The following is a 17,958-nucleotide window of genomic DNA, read 5'->3' as shown; positions in this document are numbered from 1 at the left end:
ATGCTAAGAACATTCGATTGCCCTGTAGAGCAATATATTAATTGTCACTTTAATTTTAGAGTGATTAGTCTAATTGGTTGGTGTTAAGTTTTTGTTACCCGCGCTGTCGTGGCGGGTGTATCAATTGTTTGAACTACCTCATAGAAAGTGGCGATAGCGCCAGAATAAAGTAAGGAGAGTGCAAGTGGATAAGGTTTGGCTTAACCGCTATCCGGAAGATGTACCGGCAGAAATCAACCCTGATTTATACTCATCGCTGGTCGATATGTTTGAGCAATCGGTCCACAAGTTTGCTGACCAAACCGCGTTTATTAACATGGGCCAGGTCATGACCTTCCGGAAATTGGAAGAGCGTAGCCGTGCTTTTGCTGCTTACTTACAGAACGATCTGAAACTGAAAAAAGGTGATCGTGTCGCAGTAATGATGCCGAACTTGCTTCAATATCCTATCGCGTTGTTTGGTATTCTCCGTGCCGGATGTGTTGTCGTAAACGTTAATCCGCTCTATACCCCGCGAGAGCTTGAGCATCAATTGAATGACGCCGGGGCGAAAGCCATTGTCATTGTTTCGAACTTTGCTCACACCCTGGAAACGGTCGTGAAGAGAACAGGCGTTCAGCACGTTATCTTAACCAGCCTGGGTGATCAGCTGTCCCGCCCGAAAGGCACTGTGGTCAATTTTGTGGTGAAGTACATCAAAAAAATGGTGCCCAAGTACCACCTGCCTCATGCGACATCAATGCGTGCCGCCTTGAGAAAGGGGCGACGCATGCAGTATGTGAAGCCGTTTATGTCTGGCGATGATGCCGCATTTTTACAGTATACCGGTGGTACGACAGGGGTGGCCAAAGGGGCGATTCTGACGCATCGCAATATGCTGGCGAACTTGATGCAGGCCAAAGGGGCATATGGTCCGGTTCTCACTGAAGGTCGTGAGCTGATCGTGACGGCATTACCGCTGTACCACGTGTTTGCTTTGACCGTGAACTGCTTACTGTTTATTGAAATCGGAGGCCAGAACCTGCTGATCACTAACCCGCGAGATATTCCGACTTTTGTTAAAGAGCTACAGCGTTATTCGTTCACCGCATTAACGGGAGTGAATACGTTATTTAATGCTCTGCTCAATAATGAAGACTTTCATGAATTGGATTTCAGTAAGCTCCGTTTATCGGTCGGCGGTGGTATGGCTGTTCAGCGTGCGGTGGCAGAAAAGTGGAAAAGTGTCACTGGCAATTACTTGCTGGAAGGTTATGGCTTAACGGAATGTTCACCGCTGGTGGCTGCGTACCCATATGATCTTGTTGAGTATAACGGTTCCATTGGTCTGCCGGTCCCGTCGACAGATGTGCGAATTGTTGACGACGAGGGCAACGTCTTAAGCAATGATCAAACGGGTGAGCTGCAAGTTCGTGGTCCGCAGGTCATGAAAGGCTACTGGCAGCGTCCGGAAGCCACGAAAGAAGTGTTGACTGATGACGGCTGGTTATCGACGGGTGACGTTGTACGTTTTGATGACGAAGGTTTCCTGCACATTGTCGATCGCAAGAAAGACATGATCTTAGTGTCCGGTTTTAATGTTTACCCGAACGAAATCGAAGATGTTGTCGCTTTACATGGCAAAGTGCTCGAAGTTGCCGCTATCGGCCAGCCACATGATGTTTCGGGTGAACTGGTGAAGATTTGTGTTGTTAGGCGCGACCCAAGCCTGACCCGTGATGAGTTGCTGATGCATTGTCGTGAACACCTGACGGGTTATAAAGTACCTAAAATTGTTGAATTTCGTGATGAATTGCCAAAATCCAACGTAGGCAAAATCTTACGCCGTGTGTTGCGCGAAGAGTCCGACAAAAAGGCTAAAGAGCAAGAAGCGTGAACGAACATGTCTTACGAGTAAAAAACAAGCACGTATGAGCCTTTCAGGTTACAATTGAGCGATACTGTAAGTGCCGGCTATAGAGCCGGCACTTATGATCGGGTAGTTATTCATCCTATTGCTATTGAACGAGATAGCGGCCATTAGAACAACTACAAGTTATGTACTTTCGGCTGGTCTGTTGCAACCAGCTCTTTTAAAGGTTTGCTGTGAATTTCGAAATAATAACGACGACCCAACAATTAGAGACAATCTGTGAGCATGCGCGTGCGCACTCTGTAGTAATGCTGGATACGGAGTTTGTACGCACACGTACTTTGTATCCGAAACTCGGGCTGATCCAGTTGTTTGATGGGGTTAATTTAGCGCTTATTGATCCACTCGAAATTGACGACATGACATCATTCTGGGATCTGTTACAAGATAAGTCCGTGACTAAAGTCTTGCATGCCTGTGGAGAAGATCTAGAAGTATTCCAGTACCACGCAGGATGCTTGCCGGAACCTATGCTAGACACGCAACTGATGGCTGCCTTTTTGGGCCACGGGATTTCAACGGGGTTCGGGACACTCGTCAATGAGTATCTGGGGGTTGAGCTTGATAAAGGTGAGGCCAGAACCAATTGGTTAGCCCGTCCTTTAACTGAGAAACAGCTTGATTATGCAGCGGCTGATGTATTCTATTTACTCCCGCTTTATGAAAAGCTGATTGAACAGGTAAAAGCGAAAGGCTGGATGAAAGCATTAGAGCAAGAGTGTTCGTCTCTGATGTTGAAACGTGTTCAGCCCGTTGACCCGGATCAAGCTTATCTGAAGGTGAAAAATGCCTGGCAGCTGAGTCCTAAGCAGCTTGCAGTATTGCAACAAGTGGCGAAGTGGCGGGTCCTGGAAGCGCGTAAACGAGACATCGCGTTAAACTTTATCGTTAAAGAATTAAATATCTGGAAATTAGCGCGTTACAACATCACATCTAAAGCGGTGATGGCTAAAGAAGGTTTCGATAGCATGGAGATCCAACGCCATGCCGGGCGTTTGTTGAAAATAGTGCACGACGCTGAAAATATTCCGCCAGAACAGTACCCGGAAAAAATTGTTCGGCTGGTTGATTTGCCGGGTTATAAGCAAATTGTTAAACAAATTAAAGATGAAGTTACCCGCGTCGAGGCAGAAACGGGGTTGGCCCCAGAATTTTTGGCATCGAAAAAGCAAGTGAACCAGCTTGTTTCATGGGCGTGGAAACATCAGAAGTCAGCAGACAAGTTGCCTGACATGCTGAAAACATGGCGTAAGCCATTGTTTGAAGAACGCGTACTATCACTATTGGAAAAGTCAGCCCGATAAGTCTGTTAGGTAGTCTCAAATAGTAAAAATCCCCTGAAGGTTCGCTTCAGGGGATTTTTTTATTTGTCTTCTGGCAGGGTGACGTTTAATTCCAGAACCGACAGATCTTCTTCTCTTTGATCCAGGTTCACACTTACCTGCTCTGGCGTGATATTCACATATTTGCGAATAACGTCCAGAATATCTTGTTTTAATTGAGGCAAGTAAGAAGGCGCAGCCTGACCCGCAGAACGGCGCTCAGCGACGATAATTTGCAGCCTTTCCTTCGCCACACTAGCCGTCGTTGTTTTTTTGGGGCGGAAGAATTCTAACAAAGCCATAATTAATTAGCCTCCAAATAAGCGTTTCAGGAAGCCTTTTTTCTCTTCCTCTAAGAAACGGAACGGGCGTTCCTCGCCCAGTAAACGGCCAACAGTATCTTCATATGCCAAGCCTGCATCTGATTCTTTGTCAAAAATAACCGGCTCACCTTTGTTGGAGGCATTCAGAACTGCCTGGCTTTCAGGGATAACACCAAGCAACGGAATATGAAGGATGTCTTCTACATCTTGTACACTTAGCATATCACCCAGAGTCACACGGGCTGGATTGTAGCGAGTTAACAAAAGGTGCTGCTTAACAGGCCGATCGGCATTTTCAGCGCGACGAGATTTTGAGTCTAAGATACCCAGAATTCGATCGGAGTCTCGAACCGAGGAGACTTCCGGGTTCGTGGTGACAATGGCCTCATCAGCAAAATACAATGCCATTAGCGCCCCGGTTTCGATACCTGCAGGTGAATCGCATATAATAAAATCAAAGCCCATCTCATCGAGATCTTTCAGAACACGTTCAACGCCTTCTTTACTTAATGCGTCTTTATCGCGAGTCTGAGATGCTGGAAGCACAAAAAGATTATCAACGCGCTTATCTTTAATCAGTGCTTGGTTCAGATTCGCTTCGCCATTAATGACATTAACAAAATCATATACGACGCGACGTTCACAACCCATGATGAGGTCAAGGTTACGCAGACCAATATCGAAATCGATAACGGCGGTTTTTTTCCCGGAAAGAGCGAGGCCTGATGCGATTGCCGCACTGGATGTTGTTTTACCAACGCCACCTTTGCCCGAGGTAACAACGATAATACGTGCCATCTATTAAATTCCTTATCAAACGTTATAAAGCAAGGTGCTCTATGTTTAAATTATTTTCAGCAAGTGAGATAACGACACCTTTACCCCAGAACTCTTCCTGGATTTTATCACTGAGCCAGTAGTTACCTGCAATGGAAATCAGCTCTGATTGTAAGTTCTGGCAGAAAATTGTTGCTTGCTGTTGACCGCTTGCGCCGGCAATAGCCCGTCCCCGTAACACGCCATAGACATGAATACAGCCATCAGCAATGATTTCGGCGCCTGCGCTAACGTGGTTCATCACAACGAGATCGCAGTTTTTCGCGTAGATTTGCTGTCCTGAGCGCACAGGGGTGCGAATGATTCTCGTTGGCTCCATGGCTTTTTCTGCCGCTTGCATCTGACGTGCAGCATTCATGATAGCAAAACCTGCTGATTTTGCTTGTGTCTGTAAGTACGGATCTTTACAGCCGCTAATACCGACCGGGATCATACCGGCATTTTCAACACCAGCTTTTAGCTGTTTGAAGTCAATTTGACTTCCCGCAAGGGTAACATCAATTACCACGGGAGCAGAGGCGAAGAAACTAGGTGCTTGGCTCACTTTCTCTTTTAAGTGGTCAGTTGCCTGCTTTATATCCCCATCAACTAAATGCAGGGCTGAGAGCGTGAATGTGCTCCCTTTTAATTCTGGCGATTTGCTCATGATTATTATATGACTGACGAAAAATTAGCCAATTAGGTACGTTATCACAAAGGTACTTGCATGGTATATTCCAAAGGATGTATCGGCAAGCTATCCTTGCCCTGGCGTTGCAATTTAAGACCAGCGTCTCAATCTGCATTGCCTTAAAGTTAGCACTTTTGGGGAATGATTGAGTAAAATGAGTGTCTGAAAAGATGAAGACTTTAACAAGCAGGCTATTTTGATGTTTTGTTCAATTTATAAAAGCTCCAAAAAAGAAAATACATATTTATATATCAATAAAAAAGATGATTTTTCTGACATACCAGAATCTCTGATGACAACGTTTGGTATGCCGCAGTTTGTTATGGTGTTAAAGCTGGAAGGGCGTAAGTTAGCACTGGCCGATGCCGAGAAGGTTAAACAGGCGTTAGCGACGGTTGGTTATTATCTTCAGATACCACCACCAGTGACAAATTTACTTGAACAACATAAGGCAGCAAAAGCTGAACTTAATTCGTAAAAGGTAACTATGCATAAGCGTTTGATATCGGCCTTGGTGGCCATAGGGTTAGGGATATCTTCTACAGTTTTTGCGGCTGATGAAGGGTTTGACGAATATGTGCTTGAGCTTAAAGCTGAAGCACGTGAGCATGGAATTTCAGAGTCGATAATCAACTCTGCTTTCGAAGGCATAAAATATACAGAGCATGCTGTAAAGGCCGATAAGAATCAGCCTGAGAAAAAGCTGACCTTAGATGAATATATCCCACGCGCAGTACCGGATTGGAAAGTAAAGCAGGCTAATCGCTTATACCAAGAGCATAAACCGACGCTGGATAGGATTGGACGTAAATATGGTGTTCAGCCAAGATTCATTGTCGCGTTATGGGGGGTCGAAAGCAACTTTGGCCGCTTGATGGGAAATTACAATGTGATCGAAGCACTTTCTACTCTGGCTTATGAAGGGCGTCGTGAAACCTTTTTCCGCAAGCAAGTAATGGCGGCATTAACGATTCTGAATGATGGTCATATTACGCCACAAGAGATGAAAGGTTCATGGGCCGGTGCGATGGGGCAACCCCAGTTTATGCCGACATCTTTTCTTGCCTATGCTGTCGATGGAAATAATGACGGACGTATTGATATCTGGCAGAGCGAAGAGGATGTTTTTGCCTCAGCGGCAAATTATTTGAAGATGTCTGGCTGGAATGATGAATATACCTGGGGAAGGCAGGTTAAGTCACCTGAAGGAATAAGTGAATCTTTTAAGGGTGTCGAAAAGGAAAAAGCGAGACCTTTAGATGAATGGCAGAAGCTAGGAGTCAGGAAAATAAATGGCCATGCCCTACCCAAGGCTAATATTGACGCATGGCTTATTCAACCTGATGATGAAAGTGGGCGTGCATATCTGATTTATGGTAATTATCAAACCCTATTAAGCTGGAATCGTTCGCATTATTTTGCTTTGGCGGTGAGTCATCTCGCTGATCGAATTCGATAGCATTTCATTTTAAAAAAAGATAAAGCCAGGCATTAATGCCTGGCTCTATTTCGTTGGATCAAATGGCATTATACCGTTTATCATTAAGCGATTTATTGGTGTGGGATTTTCTTTTATTTCAATGTTATAGGGCTGTTTCGGCGAGAGATGGCAGCTGTGTGCGGATAAAATATTGTTCTCCTGAAAAGTGGTGATCTGCTCACTGTGCAGGGTTTTGAATGGCTATTATTAACATCATCAATGAGTATTGCGATTATTAGTAGCTTTATAAATTGCCTGAGGGGTGGGTGATTAACCAGGAAGTATTAGTAGATTGATATTAAATGAAAAGGCTATTACTGAATATAGAAAGCCCGGCGTGATAGCCGGGCTTTTATTCAACTAGTATACAGCTTATTAGATTTCGAAATCTTCAATAGATTGACCGGCATCTAACGCTTTCTTCAATGCACTTGGTGTACGACCTTGGCCTGTCCACGTTTTTTCTTCACCGTTTTCATCGATGAATTTATATTTTGCTGGACGCGAAGCACGCTTAGCTTTTGGTGCTTTAGCTAGGGTAGAAAGTAATTCTTCTGGGTCGATACCATCAGCCAGAAGCATTTCACGGTAATGATCCAGCTTTTCTTTACGCTCATTCTCTTTAGCAATCTCTTCTGCTTCAGATTCTTCACGCTCAGAAACGACTGTTTGTAGTTTTTCCAGAGCTTCTTGTAGCTGCTCAAGTGTATATTCGCGAGAAAGTGCGCGAAGGCTACGAAGGTTTAATAGCGCTTTCATTACATCAGACATTTTTATTTCCTGTTAATTTCAAACTTGCTACATTAATAATAGCAGTCAAAAAGCAATATTTATCAATAATAATACTTTTATCGTGTCAGTGCCAAACAATTTATTTGTTTCATAATTAAATTATGTTCGTTTGTCGAATGAATTCTCAATTATGGAAAAATGTAATCACATTTTGGTTTGAAAATAAGAACCAAAATGTGATTTGTCGTGATATATAAATGCCCGCCATTTCATAATAATCGCATTATAGTTTAGGCTTTTGTGGTTAAATAATCACCATATCGGCAATATTATTCACTATTCCTGTAAAAACTTTCACTTTAAGTTGTTGCAAAAGAGTCGACATTCCGTAGAATGAACCATTCCTTGACTAAGGGTAGAGGCGCATTGTCTATGAGTAGCAAGCTGTAGGGTGATTCCGATGATAGTTTGCGAAAGGAGCCGATGCCGAAGTTAGAAAGGTTTATCAAGCCTTCTTGCTGGGGTTGTCACCGAATAGGGGCAACACTGCCATAGTATATAATTACATTAACTATGGAGCGCTACTGTGGGGTCGGGAGAGGTTTATCTTCTTTCCTTATACTCATTTAATCACGGTTTTTCCCGTGTTCAGCAGTAGATCTCCGACCAGACCGGTTGTAGTAGAGATCATGAATATTGTAGATTTTTCCCATTCCTCCATTTCACTCTTACCACCATTAGTGGCATTAGCATTGGCTGTGCTTACACGTAAAGTATTGGTTTCTTTAGGTGTTGGTGTCGTATTAGGTGCGTTGTTATTAACCGATTTCTCTGCGGGGGCTACCGCAGATTACTTGTTAACAACAGTCAAAAGCGTTTTCATCGAAGATGGCGCAATTAATAGTTGGAACATGAGTATTGTGGTATTCCTGGTTTTATTGGGAATGATGACTGCATTACTGACCTTATCGGGTGGTACACGCGCATTTGCCGAATGGGCACAAACTAAAATTAGAAGTAAACGTGGTGCGAAGTTACTGGCTGCATTTTTAGGCGTTTTCATTTTTGTTGACGACTATTTTAACAGTCTGGCGGTAGGTTCGATTTCTCGTCCGGTCACTGACCGTTTCTACGTTTCACGCGCTAAACTGGCTTATATTCTGGATTCAACGGCCGCACCTATGTGTGTATTGATGCCGGCATCAAGCTGGGGCGCTTATATCATTACCGTGATTGGTGGCATTCTGGTGTCACATGGTGTGACTGAATATTCAGCATTAAGTGCATTCTTGCAGCTGGCACCAATGAACTTCTATGCCGTATTTGCTCTGCTGATGGTATTCGCTGTTGCTTGGTTCCAAATCGATGTTGGCTCCATGAAAAAGCATGAAGTGCAGGCAAGTCATGGTTATGGGTTCGATGAGGGTGATGATGACAGTCAGGCTAAAGATCTGAATGATGAGCTGGAAATCGAAGAAAGCGATAATGGCCGTGTTGCTGATCTGGTCATGCCGATTGTGATTCTGATCCTCTCCACTTTCTTCTTTATGATTTATACAGGTTATCAGGCTCTGGACGCGGATGGTATTGCATTCAATATTCTGGGTGCTTTTGAAAATACCGATGTGGGTAAATCGTTATGTTACGGTGGTTTATTTGGTTTGGTGTCGGCGCTTATTCCTGTGCTGCGTCAGAAAATCCCAATGGCTGATACCGTGAAAACATTGTGGATTGGTGCGAAATCGATGTTTGGTGCCATTCTAATCCTGTTGTTCGCCTGGAGCATCGGTAGTGTAATCGGCGATATGGCGACCGGAAAGTATTTGTCTACATTGGTACAAGGCAATATTGACCCAATGATGCTACCCGTTATCCTGTTCTTGCTATCAGGTGTTATGGCGTTCTCAACAGGAACATCTTGGGGCACTTTCGGTATCATGCTACCGATTGCAGGTGATTTGTCTGCCGCGACAGATATTGCTCTGCTACTGCCGATGTTAAGTGCGGTTCTGGCTGGATCGGTATTCGGTGACCACTGCTCACCAATTTCTGATACCACAATCCTGTCTTCAACCGGAGCTCGTTGTCACCATATTGATCATGTATCGACTCAGCTACCTTACGCGCTTTCAGTCGCCTTTATTTCAGCCATTGGTTTCTTGGTGCTGGGCATGACAGGTTCACTGGCTGTGTCATTTATGGCAGCAACTGTCACATTTATTGTGGTTTGTGTAATGCTATCGTGGCTCTCTCGCCGTCCTATAGCTACGACTGCAAACGTCTAATACCAGTAACAGATCCTTAATCTGCGACGAAGCCTGCGATGTTTTCGCAGGCTTTTTTTGTATCCCGTTGGTATCATTCGTGGGTAAAAGAGAAGACTCTATATTCCTCGCTTTCCATGCGGTATGTTCTTTCATTTCCGTGTTAATTTCTGTAGCATTTCGGCAGTTTTTCAGCCTTTGGGGAGCCTCATGGCCCAGATGTATTTCTACTACTCAGCAATGAATGCGGGTAAATCGACGACGTTATTACAATCATCTTTTAATTATCGCGAACGTGGTATGTCTCCGGTGATCCTCACCGCGGCGATTGATACCCGATTTGGTAAGGGCAAGGTCAGCTCTCGGATCGGTTTGCAGGAAGATGCGGAGCTATATGCTCCCGAAGACGATCTCTGGGAAAAACTGCAAGCTCTTCACCGTGAATCCAAAATTGACTGTGTTTTGATTGATGAGTGCCAGTTCCTGACAAAAGATCAGGTTTACCAATTAACGGAAGTCGTCGATAAACTGCATGTGCCGGTTTTATGCTATGGACTTCGTAGTGATTTCCGAGGTGAACTTTTCGAGGGAAGCCGATATTTACTTTCATGGGCTGATAAGCTGGTCGAGCTAAAGACAATTTGTCATTGTGGCCGCAAAGCAAATATGGTGATACGTCAGGACGAGTCCGGTCAGGCGATTGCTGATGGTGATCAAGTTGAAATTGGCGGTAATGACCGCTATGTCTCAGTTTGTCGCAAACACTATAAAGAAGCATTGGGTCGTTAAAACACGTCTCGCTAGGAAACAGCCATGAATAAGGAAAAGGAAGCGTAAGCTTCCTTTTTATACATCATATTTTTAGTGCGTTCTTATTATACCTATGGATATAACGCCTCAGACTTCCGCCTTATTTATTGTGTCGCTCCTGAAGCTTGGCGGTGATATCGGCCAGAGTCAGATCTTGATCTTGCAGCAGAACAATCAGGTGATAAATCAGATCGGCAGATTCACAGACTAACTCCGCCTTATCCCCCGACGTTGCCGCAAGCGCGACTTCAACGCCTTCTTCGCCCACTTTTTGCGATATACGTTTGGTGCCGCGAGCATAGAGACTGGCAGTGTAAGAGGACTCGGGATCAGCACCTTTACGACTAGCCAGAACTTGTTCAAGTTGATGAAGAAACACCAGTGCAGGCTGGTCTTGTTTGCCCTCGGCATCATTGTCAAAACAGGTTGGGGTGCCCAGGTGGCAGGTTGGTCCAACTGGCTTCACCTTTACTAATAAAGTGTCCTGATCACAATCTAGGTTGATACTTTTCAGCTCAAGGACGTTGCCGGAGGTTTCCCCTTTGGTCCACAGGCGGTTCTTGGTACGAGACCAGAAGGTTACCTGTTGGGTTTCTAATGTTTTATTTAAGGCTTCCTGGTTCATGTAACCCAGCATCAGTACCTGGCCGCTGGTGTTATCTTGAATCACCGCCGGGACTAAGCCGTCTACCTTTTCCCAATTAATCGCTGTTATCAGGCTCATAGTCGGATCTCCACATTCTGTTTTTTTAGATACAGCTTAAGCTCGCCAATATTGATAATTTGTTTATGGAAGACAGAAGCCGCCAACGCGCCATCAACATTGGCCTTGTTGAAGGCCTCAGCAAAGTGCACCATTTCCCCAGCACCACCGGAAGCAATTAAAGGAACATGGCAGACTTTTCGTACCATGTTGAGTTGCTTTAGATCGTAACCGTTACGCACGCCATCCTGATTCATCATGTTTAACACGATTTCACCAGCGCCACGTTTCTGTACTTCCTGTACCCAATCGCGGGTTTCCCATTGGGTTGCTTTGGTGCGGGTTTCATCACCGGTAAATTGGTAGACCTGATATTTTCCTGTTTCGGCATCAAAATAGGAATCGATGCCGACCACAATACATTGCACGCCAAACTTATCGGCAAGTTCGGTGATCAAATCCGGGTTTGCCAGCGCAGGGGAGTTGATTGATACTTTATCGGCTCCATACTGCAAAATACGGCTTGCGTCTTCTGCTGATTTAATACCGCCAGCAACACAAAATGGTATATCAATCACTTCAGCAACACGGGCGACCCAGCTTTTATCAACTACACGGCCATCACTCGAGGCCGTGATATCATAGAAAACCAGCTCATCGGCACCTTCTTCGGCGTAACGTTTGGCAAGCGGTACAATGTCACCGATGATCTCGTGGTTTCGAAATTGCACCCCTTTGACCACCTGTCCGTCGCGGACATCTAAACAAGGAACGATTCTTCTTGCTAGCATGCTATTACTCCTTGTTTGTTAGTTGTTCCAGCACTTGAAGGCATCTTCGGCGGTAAACTTACCATCGAGCAAAGCGCGCCCGACGATGACACCCGCGACACCACTGCCCTTTAAGGCTTCGATATCTTGCAGGCCGCCAATACCACCGGAAGACTGGAATTGGACTTGCGGATACCGGGCGCAAAGATCGACATACAGCTCGACGTTAGAGCCAGCAAGTGTGCCGTCACGAGAAATATCGGTGCAGAGTACATGCTTCAGGCCTACCGTCAGGAAGTCATCCAGCAGGGCTTCAATACTGACACCGGAATCTTCTTGCCAGCCTGAGATCGCCACTTTACGGTTGCCGTCTTGATCAATGTTGACGTCCAGTGCTAATACGATGTGGTCCGGACCGTATTTTTCCATCCAGCCTTTAACCAGCTCTGGCTGCTTGACTGCGGTAGAGCCGACAACAACACGTTGTGCCCCGGCATCTAATAAATCAGCGACGTCTTTTTCGGTGCGAACTCCACCGCCAATCTGAATATTGGCCGGGGTGCTGGCAAGTAATTGCCGGATCAGATCAAGCTGACGGGCTGAGGTATCTTTGGCGCCTGTCAAATCAACCAGATGCAGCCAGTCGGCTCCAGCCTGGTTATAAAGTTTGAATTGTTCAGCTGGATCTACCTTGTATTCAGTAACTTGTCCGTAATCTCCCTGAAACAGACGAACAACTTGACCGTTAATTAAATCGAGGGCGGGAATAATCATCATAAGGTCCTTTTATGTCGTCCTTACATCTCTAAAAAGTTTTTAATTAGCTGAGCGCCGGCTTTGCTTGACCGCTCTGGGTGAAATTGCACCCCGTAGTAGTTACCGCTCTGAATTGCAGCGCTAAACGGCTGACCATATTCACACTGGGCGATGGTATAACCCTTTTCTTCAAATACGGCCTCAGAGACTGGCATGGCATAGCTGTGAACAAAATAGAAGTAGCTACCCGCCGGGATATCTTTGAACAGCGGGTGACCGTCAACGGGGGTGATGGTATTCCAGCCCATGTGAGGCAGTGGCAAGTCACCGGTTTGCATTTTCTTTATTGGCGCATCGCATAGGCTAAGGCACGGAACGAGATCGGTACCACTCTGGCCTTGTTCTTCCGATAATGCCCCAAGCAACTGCATCCCCAAACAGATACCCAGCAGCGGCTTGTCGACCTGCTTGACAAGCTCGACCAGATCGCGTTCCTGCAGGTTCTTCATCGCCTCGCTGGCGGTACCGACACCTGGCAAAAACAATTTGTCGGCAGCCAGTACGATGCTCGGCTCTTTGCTGACGGTGACCGTGTAGCCCAAGCGCTCGATAGCAAAACGTACTGAAGAGACGTTGGCACAGCCGGTATCAATAATGACGATCTTCTGGTTTTTGCTCACCATTACAGCACTCCTTTACTGCTTGGTAATTCGTTGCCTTCGACCTGAATCGCTTGGCGTAACGTGCGGCCAAAGGCTTTGAACAGGCTCTCGACAATGTGGTGATCGTTATCGCCGGTCGAGGACAGGTGCAGGGTACAGGCCAGAGTATCGGTCAGTGAGCGGAAGAAGTGCTGTACCATTTCTGTTGATAAATCGCCGACTTGTTCACGACCGAATGTTGCGTCAAATTTCAGGTACGGGCGGCCAGACAGATCTAAGGCACATTGCGCCAGACATTCATCCATAGGCAGGCTGAATCCAAAGCGGCCTATGCCCCGCTTGTCGCCTAACGCTTGTTTTAACGCCTGACCTAAGGCCAGCGCGGTATCTTCAACGCTGTGGTGATCGTCAATGTGCAAATCACCTTTGACGGTGAGTTCCATGCGGAAACCACCGTGGGTAGCGATTTGATCAAGCATGTGGTCAAAGAATCCCAGACCGGTTTCAATCTTGTTGCTACCGGTTTCATCGAGATTCACTTTCACCCGGATATCGGTTTCCTTGGTGGTGCGAACCACTTCGGCGATCCTAGGGTTGGTCGTGAGATCTTTAACGATCTGTGGCCAGTTCATGCTTTTTTCATCGAGCGGCTGCGGATTGTAAAGGATGCCGCGAATGGCCATATTTTCAGCCAGCTGCAGATCGGTGGGACGATCGCCAATTACGGCTGATGTTGCAAAGTCGACACGCCCCTGTTGCAGGTAGCTTTTAACAAGGCCAAGTTTAGGCTTGCGGCAGGTGCAGTTTTCATCGTCAAAATGCGGACAAATGAGGACATCGTCAAATTTCACACCTTGTGATTCGAAGATCTCCATCATCATTGTATGCGGGGCGTCGAAGTTCGCCTGTGGATAGCTATCCGTGCCGAGGCCGTCCTGATTGGTGATCATAACCAGCTTATAGCCAGCATCTTGCAGTTGAAGCAACGCCGGGATCACGAAAGGTACTAGTTTCAGTTTGTCTAAGCGATCGACCTGAAAATCAATAGGGGGCTCAACAATTAAGGTGCCGTCACGATCAATAAATAAAATCTTTTCCTTGCTCACAATGCTTATCCTTTATGCTTAATTCTGCTTGAGTTGCTCTCGGATGAATGCCAACGTTTTTTCACATTCATCACGGTTGCCGACACTAATACGAATACAGTTCTCAATAGGGGAGCGCCGAAGAATGATGCCGTGATCCCACAACGCATTAAATAAGGCGTCTGCATTCGGGAATTGCACCAGTAAGTAGTTGCCATAGCCATCAAATACGCGAACGTCATTTAGCATGCTCAAGCCCGCTTGAAGGTAAGCACGGTTGGCACAGAGATCGAGAACCTGGAATTTGGTTTTTGCTAATCCGGCAGGTGAAAGTGCCTGAACGGCAATGTCAGCCACAGGTACGGGTACCGGATACGGAGCAATCACTTTTAATAACAACTCGATAACATCGTTATTGGCTAAGGTGAAACCACAACGTAGTCCGGCTAAAGCAAACGCTTTTGACAGAGTGCGCAGAATCACCAGATTCGGGTACTGGTTTAGCAGATCAACGGTTGAGGCCTCAGGGCAAAAGTCGATGTAGGCTTCATCGACGACCACTAATGCTTTATTGGCCGTCATATCGAGTAGCGCCTCGATATCCTGACGTTTCATCAAGTTACCGGTAGGGTTGTTAGGGCTACAAACAAACACCAACTTAACGCCATCAAGATTGTCTTGAATGGCTGGTAAATCCAGCTGCCAATCAGCGGTTAACGGTACCGTTTTGGTCGCTATATTGAACGTTTCTGCGCTGATGGCATACATGCCATAGGTCGGGGGGCAGTATAGAATGCTCTCCTGGTTTGGCTCGCAAAAAGTACGAATTAGCAGTTCGATGCCTTCGTCGGCACCGCGCGAAGTCAGTACTTGCTCTTTTGGTACGCCGGCATAATCAGCATAGGCCTGGATCAGCTCTGCAGGCTGGCATTCACTATAACGGTTCAGGCGGCTGCAGCTGATGTTGTATTCGTTGGCAAATGGTGATTCGTTGGCATTGAGCCAGATGTCGCCACTTCCACCCAAGCGCCGAGCAGACTGGTAAGGCGTTAGTTCGCGCACGGTTTTCCGTGCCAGTTTTGCGATAGTCATGATTACGCCTCTTTCTCGTTAACTAGCGATGCGTTACACGCGTCTTGTTGCTGCAGTTTCTCTATTCGAATGGTCACTGCGCGTTTGTGTGCATCAAGTCCTTCTGCTTCCGCCATCGTAACCACGGTCGGGGCAAGAATTTTAAGGCCATCTGCTGTTAATTCCTGCACTGTCATGCGTTTAGAAAAGTCGGCTAAGCCCAGGCTTGAATAGGTACGGGTATAGCCATAGGTCGGCAATACGTGGTTAGTCCCCGAAGCGTAATCACCAACCGACTCCGGCGACCAGTCACCTAAGAAAATCGAACCGGCATTATCTAGCAGAGGCACTAATTCTCTTGGGGCCCGGGTTTGTACAATCAGGTGTTCAGGCCCGTAATGGTTAGAAATCGCAATACACTGAGTCAGTGTTTCTGCGACAATCAACAGACTTGAGCCCAATGCCTGACGTGCAATATCGGCACGAGGTAGTTCTTTAAGCTGTTGCTGAATGGCATCAGCAACCCGATCGGCAATACTTGGATCTGGTGTTACCAGCACGACCTGGGAATCCGGCCCGTGTTCAGCCTGACTGAGCAGATCTGCCGCAATAAACGCTGGGTCGGCAGTGCTGTCAGCAATCACCAAAACTTCAGACGGGCCTGCGGGCATATCAATTGCCGCACCGCGGAAGTCATTACTGACCTGGCGCTTGGCTTCAGTAACAAAGGCATTGCCCGGGCCGAAGATTTTATTAACAGTACTGACCGATTCGGTGCCATAAGCCATAGCCGCAATCGCTTGAGCCCCCCCGACATTGTAGATTTCTTTGATGCCGCATAGCTGAGCCACATAGAGGATCTCGTCGGCAATTGGCGGTGGTGAGCATAATACTACCTGGGAACATCCCGCAATCTGTGCCGGCACGCCCAGCATGAGAACTGTTGAAGGTAGCGGTGCGCTTCCTCCCGGAATGTATAGACCTACCGAATTGATCGGACGGGTGACCTGTTCACAAACGACGCCGGGCTGGGTTTCAACGCGCAGGGTATCCATCTTTTGCGCCTGGTGGAATGTCGCGATATTTTGATAAGCCTGCTGCAGCGCTTGTTTCATCTTATCGCTTAAGCGTGATGATGCCGCGCTGACTTCTTGTTCAGAAACGCGAATCGAATCAGGCCGTACCCGGTCAAATTTTTCAGTGAGATCGAGCAGGGCTTCATCACCACGCTGACGGACATCAGCAACCACAGCGGCAACTATCGCGGTGATGTTTGCGCCCTCAGCAATCGCCGGACGCTGCAGCAAGGTGTCTTGCTGGTTTTCACTCAGGGATTGCCAAACAACCGTTTTCATTGCCTTACTCCATCATTTTTTCGATTGGCAGCACCAGAATTGAGCTGGCACCAAGCGCTTTTAGCTGCTCCATTGTTTCCCAGAACAGGTTTTCAGTGCTGACCAGATGAACGGCAACGCGGCTTTTATCGGCAGCGAGTGGCAATACCGTCGGATCTTCAGCACCAGGAAGCAATGCCGTGATTTTATCTAGGCACTCTGTTGGCGCGTGCAGCATGATGTATTTTGATTCCTTGGCTTGAATAACCCCTTGCATGCGGGTAAGCAGTCGCTCAATCAGGGCTTGTTTCTCTGCACTGAACTCGCCATTACGCTGGATCAGTACGGCTTTGGAACGGAGGATCACTTCAACTTCTTTCAAGCCGTTAGCTTCAAGGGTGGCACCGGTTGAAACCAAATCACAGATGGCATCGGCTAAGCCAGCTCTTGGAGCGACTTCTACCGAGCCATTGAGCATACAAGGACTGAATGTCACACCTTGCTCGTCCATATAGCGTTTCACCAGCTGGGGGTAGGTCGTCGCAATGCGCTTGCCTTGTAGATCTTGCGGGCCACTGTAGGTTTCGTCTTTATCGATCGCGATAGACAATCGACATCCCCCAAAGTCTAGGCGGCGAAGTTTCTGGTATTCGCTTGGCTCTCCGAGGGCTGAACGCTCAAGGCCGACTTCTTCCAATTCGTTTTCGCCGATGACACCCAGATCAACAACCCCATCCATGATTAAACCAGGAATATCGTCATCGCGGACTAAAAGCAGGTCGATAGGCATGTTTTCAGCGTGTACGACTAAACGCTCACCCACCAGGTTAAATTTGACACCGCATTGTTTCAGCAGGTTCTGGCACTCTTTACTTAGTCGCCCTTTCTTTTGAATCGCAATTCGAAGTCGTTGTGTTTGCATTGTTATTTATCCCTGTTTGAATTCTGTAAAGCCAATCCGTGAATATTTTTATCTCTTAAAACGAAAAAACCCTCGGAAGCGTTGCTCTTCCAAGGGTTTGAATTCTGTATTTATATCAAACGCTGGAAGAATTATTACTGTCTTCCAGAGTGAGGCGTATCCTCCCGAAAGACTAGTCAGGATGATGATGGTGATGTAGATTTACCATTTGGATGCGCATAATTATGTACTCTGTCTAAATCATTATTTACTTAATGCTTGTCTTTCACACTAACGAAGCTTGTCAGATTTTGCAACATTAATTT

Annotated in this window: 18 protein-coding genes, 1 riboswitch and 1 other annotated feature; of the genes, 6 read left to right on the top strand and 12 right to left on the bottom strand. The window is 46.5% G+C overall.

The features are described from left to right. The first annotated feature begins 184 nt into the window (after positions 1-184). A complete protein-coding gene (gene fadD, locus C9I89_RS01725) occupies positions 185-1,876 on the top strand; it encodes a long-chain-fatty-acid--CoA ligase FadD (RefSeq protein ID WP_107281611.1) in 1,692 nt (563 codons plus the stop codon). 209 nt (positions 1,877-2,085) lie between these two features. Then, positions 2,086-3,216, top strand: coding sequence for a ribonuclease D (gene rnd, locus C9I89_RS01720; protein ID WP_107281610.1), 1,131 nt, complete (start codon positions 2,086-2,088; stop codon positions 3,214-3,216). Between the two features lie 59 nt (positions 3,217-3,275). Here rnd and minE read toward each other — a convergent pair whose 3' ends face one another. From minE to minC, 3 genes are read right to left on the bottom strand one after another with little or no spacing between them, the layout of a single operon-like run. After that, a complete protein-coding gene (minE, locus tag C9I89_RS01715) occupies positions 3,276-3,536 on the bottom strand; it encodes a cell division topological specificity factor MinE (protein WP_107281609.1) in 261 nt (86 codons plus the stop codon). Between the two features lie 6 nt (positions 3,537-3,542). After that, positions 3,543-4,355 carry a septum site-determining protein MinD gene (gene minD / locus C9I89_RS01710; RefSeq protein WP_107281608.1) on the bottom strand — a complete coding sequence of 271 codons (813 nt, stop codon included), beginning with the start codon at positions 4,353-4,355 and terminating at the stop codon, positions 3,543-3,545. Positions 4,356-4,377: 22 nt separating this feature from the next. Continuing rightward, complete coding sequence (minC, locus tag C9I89_RS01705; RefSeq protein WP_107281607.1) at positions 4,378-5,040, bottom strand: septum site-determining protein MinC; 663 nt, start codon at positions 5,038-5,040, stop codon at positions 4,378-4,380. Between the two features lie 223 nt (positions 5,041-5,263). Here minC and C9I89_RS01700 point away from each other — a divergent pair, with 223 nt between their 5' ends. Both C9I89_RS01700 and C9I89_RS01695 read left to right on the top strand, forming a co-directional pair. Further along, positions 5,264-5,542, top strand: coding sequence for a YcgL domain-containing protein (locus tag C9I89_RS01700; protein ID WP_107281606.1), 279 nt, complete (start codon positions 5,264-5,266; stop codon positions 5,540-5,542). A 9-nt stretch (positions 5,543-5,551) separates the two neighbouring features. Then, entirely contained in the window at positions 5,552-6,523 is a 972-nt protein-coding gene (locus tag C9I89_RS01695) for a lytic murein transglycosylase (protein ID WP_107281605.1), read from the top strand. Positions 6,524-6,919: 396 nt separating this feature from the next. On the opposite strand, the gene C9I89_RS01690 is transcribed toward C9I89_RS01695, so the two are convergent. Further along, positions 6,920-7,315: an H-NS family histone-like protein gene (locus tag C9I89_RS01690; protein WP_107281604.1), complete on the bottom strand. Its 396-nt coding sequence runs from the start codon at positions 7,313-7,315 to the stop codon at positions 6,920-6,922. A 369-nt stretch (positions 7,316-7,684) separates the two neighbouring features. Then, a riboswitch (Lysine riboswitch) is annotated at positions 7,685-7,868 on the top strand. A 97-nt stretch (positions 7,869-7,965) separates the two neighbouring features. Between C9I89_RS01690 and C9I89_RS01685 the strand changes: the two genes are divergently transcribed. Both C9I89_RS01685 and C9I89_RS01680 read left to right on the top strand, forming a co-directional pair. Next, on the top strand, positions 7,966-9,561 hold the full coding sequence (locus tag C9I89_RS01685) for a Na+/H+ antiporter NhaC family protein (RefSeq protein ID WP_107281603.1): 1,596 nt from the start codon (positions 7,966-7,968) through the stop codon (positions 9,559-9,561). Between the two features lie 189 nt (positions 9,562-9,750). Next, positions 9,751-10,329: a thymidine kinase gene (locus tag C9I89_RS01680; RefSeq protein ID WP_107281602.1), complete on the top strand. Its 579-nt coding sequence runs from the start codon at positions 9,751-9,753 to the stop codon at positions 10,327-10,329. Between the two features lie 121 nt (positions 10,330-10,450). Here the strand turns inward: C9I89_RS01680 and hisIE are convergent, their stop codons facing one another. Genes hisIE through hisG form a run of 8 tightly spaced genes read right to left on the bottom strand, consistent with a single transcriptional unit; the run spans position 10,451 to position 17,653 of the window. Beyond that, positions 10,451-11,074 (bottom strand): bifunctional phosphoribosyl-AMP cyclohydrolase/phosphoribosyl-ATP diphosphatase HisIE, encoded by a 624-nt coding sequence (gene hisIE, locus C9I89_RS01675; protein ID WP_107281601.1) that lies wholly within the window; start codon positions 11,072-11,074, stop codon positions 10,451-10,453. After that, on the bottom strand, positions 11,071-11,844 hold the full coding sequence (hisF, locus tag C9I89_RS01670; protein ID WP_107281600.1) for an imidazole glycerol phosphate synthase subunit HisF: 774 nt from the start codon (positions 11,842-11,844) through the stop codon (positions 11,071-11,073). The genes hisIE and hisF overlap by 4 nt, the downstream gene beginning before the upstream one ends. 18 nt (positions 11,845-11,862) lie before the next feature. Beyond that, positions 11,863-12,597 (bottom strand): 1-(5-phosphoribosyl)-5-[(5-phosphoribosylamino)methylideneamino]imidazole-4-carboxamide isomerase, encoded by a 735-nt coding sequence (gene hisA, locus C9I89_RS01665; RefSeq protein ID WP_107281599.1) that lies wholly within the window; start codon positions 12,595-12,597, stop codon positions 11,863-11,865. A 23-nt stretch (positions 12,598-12,620) separates the two neighbouring features. Further along, positions 12,621-13,262 carry an imidazole glycerol phosphate synthase subunit HisH gene (hisH, locus tag C9I89_RS01660; protein WP_107281598.1) on the bottom strand — a complete coding sequence of 214 codons (642 nt, stop codon included), beginning with the start codon at positions 13,260-13,262 and terminating at the stop codon, positions 12,621-12,623. Further along, a complete protein-coding gene (gene hisB / locus C9I89_RS01655; RefSeq protein ID WP_425440397.1) occupies positions 13,262-14,347 on the bottom strand; it encodes a bifunctional histidinol-phosphatase/imidazoleglycerol-phosphate dehydratase HisB in 1,086 nt (361 codons plus the stop codon). Before hisB ends, hisH begins: the two co-directional genes overlap by 1 nt. An 18-nt stretch (positions 14,348-14,365) precedes the next feature. Beyond that, the gene (gene hisC / locus C9I89_RS01650) at positions 14,366-15,418 is read right to left on the bottom strand and encodes a histidinol-phosphate transaminase (protein ID WP_107281596.1); all 1,053 of its coding nucleotides are present in this window, start codon (positions 15,416-15,418) and stop codon (positions 14,366-14,368) included. Positions 15,419-15,420: 2 nt separating this feature from the next. Beyond that, positions 15,421-16,752: a histidinol dehydrogenase gene (hisD, locus tag C9I89_RS01645; RefSeq protein ID WP_107281595.1), complete on the bottom strand. Its 1,332-nt coding sequence runs from the start codon at positions 16,750-16,752 to the stop codon at positions 15,421-15,423. Between the two features lie 4 nt (positions 16,753-16,756). Further along, a complete protein-coding gene (hisG, locus tag C9I89_RS01640; protein ID WP_107281594.1) occupies positions 16,757-17,653 on the bottom strand; it encodes an ATP phosphoribosyltransferase in 897 nt (298 codons plus the stop codon). 60 nt (positions 17,654-17,713) lie between these two features. Continuing rightward, positions 17,714-17,850: a sequence feature (His leader region), on the bottom strand. Positions 17,851-17,958 lie beyond the last annotated feature (108 nt).

It is taken from the genome of Photobacterium lipolyticum (assembly GCF_003026475.1).
GTDB classification, from domain to species: Bacteria; Pseudomonadota; Gammaproteobacteria; order Enterobacterales; family Vibrionaceae; genus Photobacterium; species Photobacterium lipolyticum.
Note: the sequence above shows the minus strand (reverse complement) of the source record. Positions and strands in the feature narration are given on the sequence as shown.